The 3878-nt window shown below is 36.2% G+C and carries 3 protein-coding genes; 1 reads left to right on the top strand and 2 read right to left on the bottom strand.

Translation table 11 applies throughout. From position 1 onward, the window contains the following. Positions 1-187 precede the first annotated feature (187 nt). Complete coding sequence (locus GWD08_RS08570) at positions 188-2449, bottom strand: pneumococcal-type histidine triad protein (protein ID WP_159565241.1); 2262 nt, start codon at positions 2447-2449, stop codon at positions 188-190. A gap of 176 nt (positions 2450-2625) precedes the next feature. Here GWD08_RS08570 and birA point away from each other — a divergent pair, with 176 nt between their 5' ends. Continuing rightward, on the top strand, positions 2626-3567 hold the full coding sequence (birA, locus tag GWD08_RS08565; RefSeq protein WP_159565239.1) for a bifunctional biotin--[acetyl-CoA-carboxylase] ligase/biotin operon repressor BirA: 942 nt from the start codon (positions 2626-2628) through the stop codon (positions 3565-3567). Here birA and GWD08_RS08560 read toward each other — a convergent pair. Then, positions 3542-3745: a DUF3272 family protein gene (locus tag GWD08_RS08560; protein ID WP_159546206.1), complete on the bottom strand. Its 204-nt coding sequence runs from the start codon at positions 3743-3745 to the stop codon at positions 3542-3544. The genes birA and GWD08_RS08560 overlap by 26 nt on opposite strands. Between the last annotated feature and the right edge of the window lie 133 nt (positions 3746-3878).

Genomic DNA, 3878 nt, shown 5'->3' with positions numbered 1-3878 from the left:
TTATAGTTAGGATTTTCTTTGTGGAACATACTGAGACCTCCTAGAACTTCTTATCTTTATTATAACTCTTGGCAAAAAGAAAAGCCCTAGAAAAATCAATTCCTAGAGCTTTGTCTTCAATCTGAGACCCTCAATAACAATTGAAGGTCTTAGTCGGCAAGAAGCCTATGTGCACTTAATCCTTACATTAATGAGCGTGATGGTGGTCATGATTGTGGTCATGCTCATCATCGTGTTCATGTTCATGTTCATGGTCATGGTCGTCATGCGCTTGTGCTTCTTCTGCTACTTGATGTTTTGTTTTCTCTGCTAGTTCAGCTTTTTCTTGATCCGTACCATTTCCAACAATAGAACCTTCATTAACTGAAACAAAATTGTCTGCGATTGCCACTGGAATCTTATTCTCATTTAACTCAAGATCTTTTAGTGGAATCTGATTATGACTAACATCAAGACTAGTCACACTTGTATTTTTCTCAGACAGGTTAAGATTAGTCAATTGGTTTTTAGACAAGCTAAGATTTTCTAAAGCTGTCAATTGATTGATTCCTTCCAAGTTTGAAACTTGGTTACCACTTAAGTCTAATGAGCGTAAGGTCGTTTGCTTATTCGCTAAGGCAAGAGACTTGATTTGATTTTCTTTGGCTTCAAGTCGATCAATGGCTTGAGATGTCTCAATACCAGATAGGCTTGCTAGTTTTGATTGGTTAATCGTTAAGTTTTCTAAACTTGGATTATTGGCTAAGAATTCTAAACTAGTCACATTCGTTTCGTTTAACATCAAAGTTTCTAGTTTAGGAGCTTTCAAGCTAGACATGTCTACTGTTTTATTTTTAGAAAGGTCAATAACTTTCAGACTTTCTTTGTTTGACACAGGAGTAAGATCTGTCACCATATTATTATCAAGGTGCAATTCTTCAATCTGCGCTAGTTTCTCTAAAGGTTTAAGGTCTGAAATCTTATTATTACTCAAAACTAAGAATTTAAGGTTTGGTAATTCACCTAAGACAGTAATATCTTCCACTTCATTGTCAGCCGCTGCTACAAGCGTTAACTGTTTGTATTTGCTTAAGAAACTAAGATCTTTCAAATTATTTTGAGAAATATCTAGTCCTTCAAGTAGAGGCATTTTTTCTAAGAATGAGTAATCCGTTATACCTGTTTGAGTCATCCAAAGTTGTTTTAGATTTTTAAACTGGAAAACAGGAGTGATATCATCAATTGGAGTAAAACCGATTCCTAAAACTTCTAAGTTTGGCATTAAGTTCAATCCAAAACGTTTTAATGGATTTTGACGTTGACCAATATTTAACTTGGTCACTGTTTTCAACCACTCACGCATCTTAGCTTCATCTCTTTCTTTAGATGGGAAAGGTGTTTCAGCATCAGCATGTAAGATATCCATAATCACTTCATCATCAAAACCAATACGTTTCAATGTAGCCATCCCAATTCGATCTTGAGCATGAGAATGAGCATGAGGATCAAAAGGTTTATCTAACGAAATTTCATCCAAGGCAGTTGAGTGGGAGTGATCACCATGTGGGTAAATCAAGACAATAACTTCTTCACTTTCTTCCACTTGGATGCTATCCACTGAAATACCAACTGATTTCGCTAAATGAGCTTTCTTCAATTCAATTTCTTTGCTTAACTCAGCAGAACGCTCTTTCTTAGCAGGAGCTTCTTGTTTTTCTTCAATTAAGTGAGCCCATTTACTATGACGAATACTATCATAAGTCACCACATGGGTATGACCATCATGATTAACCAACAAGCCTTGAGCTGTGCGACCTACGATTCCAGTTCCATCAAATAAAAAGCCATCACTTGTTGCAAAATGAACACCTGAATAACGCTGATTTGGATTAGAAATCGTCACTAATTGTGCTTGTGGTTTGTAGTTCACAGCTCCACCAAGTAAACTCTTCAAGATATAATGGAAATGATCGCCATGACGAACCGTATAACCTAAAGCGTCTTCAGCCACAATATCTGCCGGATTAAAGACATAATGATGGTGAGGATCATTAGCCCCTGGTACTGATGTTTGAGATGAAGCAGCTACCATTTGAGGTTTTCTCATGTTAGCACCTTTTGGAATCAAGTAGTCAAACTGACTCCCTTTAAGGTCTGCATAAAAGATAAAATGAGAATGACCATCGTGTTCAACGACAATACCATTGTCAGTTTTAGATAAAATTTTAGAATCTTTTGTTAAAATGAACCCATCATCTGTTGGAAAATCAACCCCAGCCACGCCCTTACGGTCTTTTTTAGTTGCGACCATTTTTTTAGAGCTTTGTTTTTTCTTACTATCTTCTTTTTTAGTAACTTGCTTAGTCTTTGGTTGACTAGTTGCATTATTTTTATCAGTTTGACAAGCTGACAAGGTTAATTGGCAAGTCAAAACCAGACCTGCTAATAAGATTAGTTTTTTACTTTTCATTAATTCCTCCATAAGTTAACCAGTTAATTACAAAGTTAACTAGTTAATTATAACAGAAGCTTTTTCTTCTTGCAATCTTTTTTTCACCTTCATATCACTTATTTAAATTAGATTAATCTGAATTTAGCATTTTTATTTAGACTTGAAATCTAGATAGTTTGTACTATACTAGAGGTATGAAAACTTCTGAAAAAATCTATCTCTTATTAGCTGAAGCAAATGATTACGTCAGCGGTGAATACTTAGCAGAACAATTAGCTATTTCACGTACATCTGTTTGGAAATCCATAAAAAGTCTCGAAAACCAGGGCATTGAAATTCAATCTTTAAAGCATAAAGGTTATCGCATTACAAAAGGTGATTTACTACTCCCAGATAAGATTAGCCAAGACTTGCAACTTCCTGTCTCTTACCACGAAAAAAGCCAGTCTACTCAGATTGACGCTAAAAAAGGAATCGAAAGCAAACTATCAAGCCCTCGCCTTTATCTAGCACCTACCCAATTAGGTGCTAAAGGACGTCTCAATAGAGAATTCTTTGCTTCTCAACATGGCGGTATCTACATGTCCTTGCATTTAAGCCCAAATATACCCTATGCCCAAATGCCTCCTTATACTATGATGGTCGCTTCAAGTATCGTCAAAGCAATTTCACGTTTAACAGGTATTGATGCTCAAATCAAATGGGTCAATGATATTTATATCGGACAAAAAAAACTAGCTGGAATTTTGACAGAAGCTATTACATCCGTTGAAACAGGTCTCATCACGGATGTGATTATTGGTGTTGGTCTAAACTTTTTAGTCACTGACTTTCCAGAAAACCTTAAAGATCGTGCCACTTCACTCTTTACACAAGAGGCAAGCATCTCGCGAAATGACCTGATTAGCGACATTTGGAACTTATTTTTCACTATTCCAGTTGAAGATCATATCAAAGTTTATAAAGAAAAATCACTTGTCTTAAATAGACAAGTGAACTATATGCAACAGGGGCAAGAAATCCAAGCCAAAGCTATTGACATAACTAATCAGGGCTACCTCATTGTCCAAAAAAAGGATGGCTCTCTTGAAACCTTACACAGTGGTGAAATTAGTCTTTCTTCTTGGACGCTTTAGCTGCTTCAAGCAGAGACTTGGAAAACCTAGTGATTGCTCGAACCTTACGTAGGTCACGCAGCAACAAAAATCCCCAAAAACCGGCAAATAAATAATCACCATTCATAAAAGCATCGTTGAAAAAATAGGTTTCAAAACCACAAATAAAGGCGAAAAATAAAAACTGTTTTCTACTCATATATCTATTATAACAATAAAAAGAAGGCGGGACAAAAATCGGGATTATAGAGAAAATGCCTTTATGCGTCTCGCCCTACTAACTCTAAACTGACTAAAAGGGATTAGCCCAACCAAAGCCACACCGCTAGGTT

Source organism: Streptococcus halichoeri, from assembly GCF_009870755.1.
Taxonomy (GTDB): Bacteria; Bacillota; Bacilli; order Lactobacillales; family Streptococcaceae; genus Streptococcus; species Streptococcus halichoeri.
The sequence above is the reverse complement of the archived record's forward strand: the minus strand, read 5'-3'. Positions and strand labels throughout refer to the sequence as shown.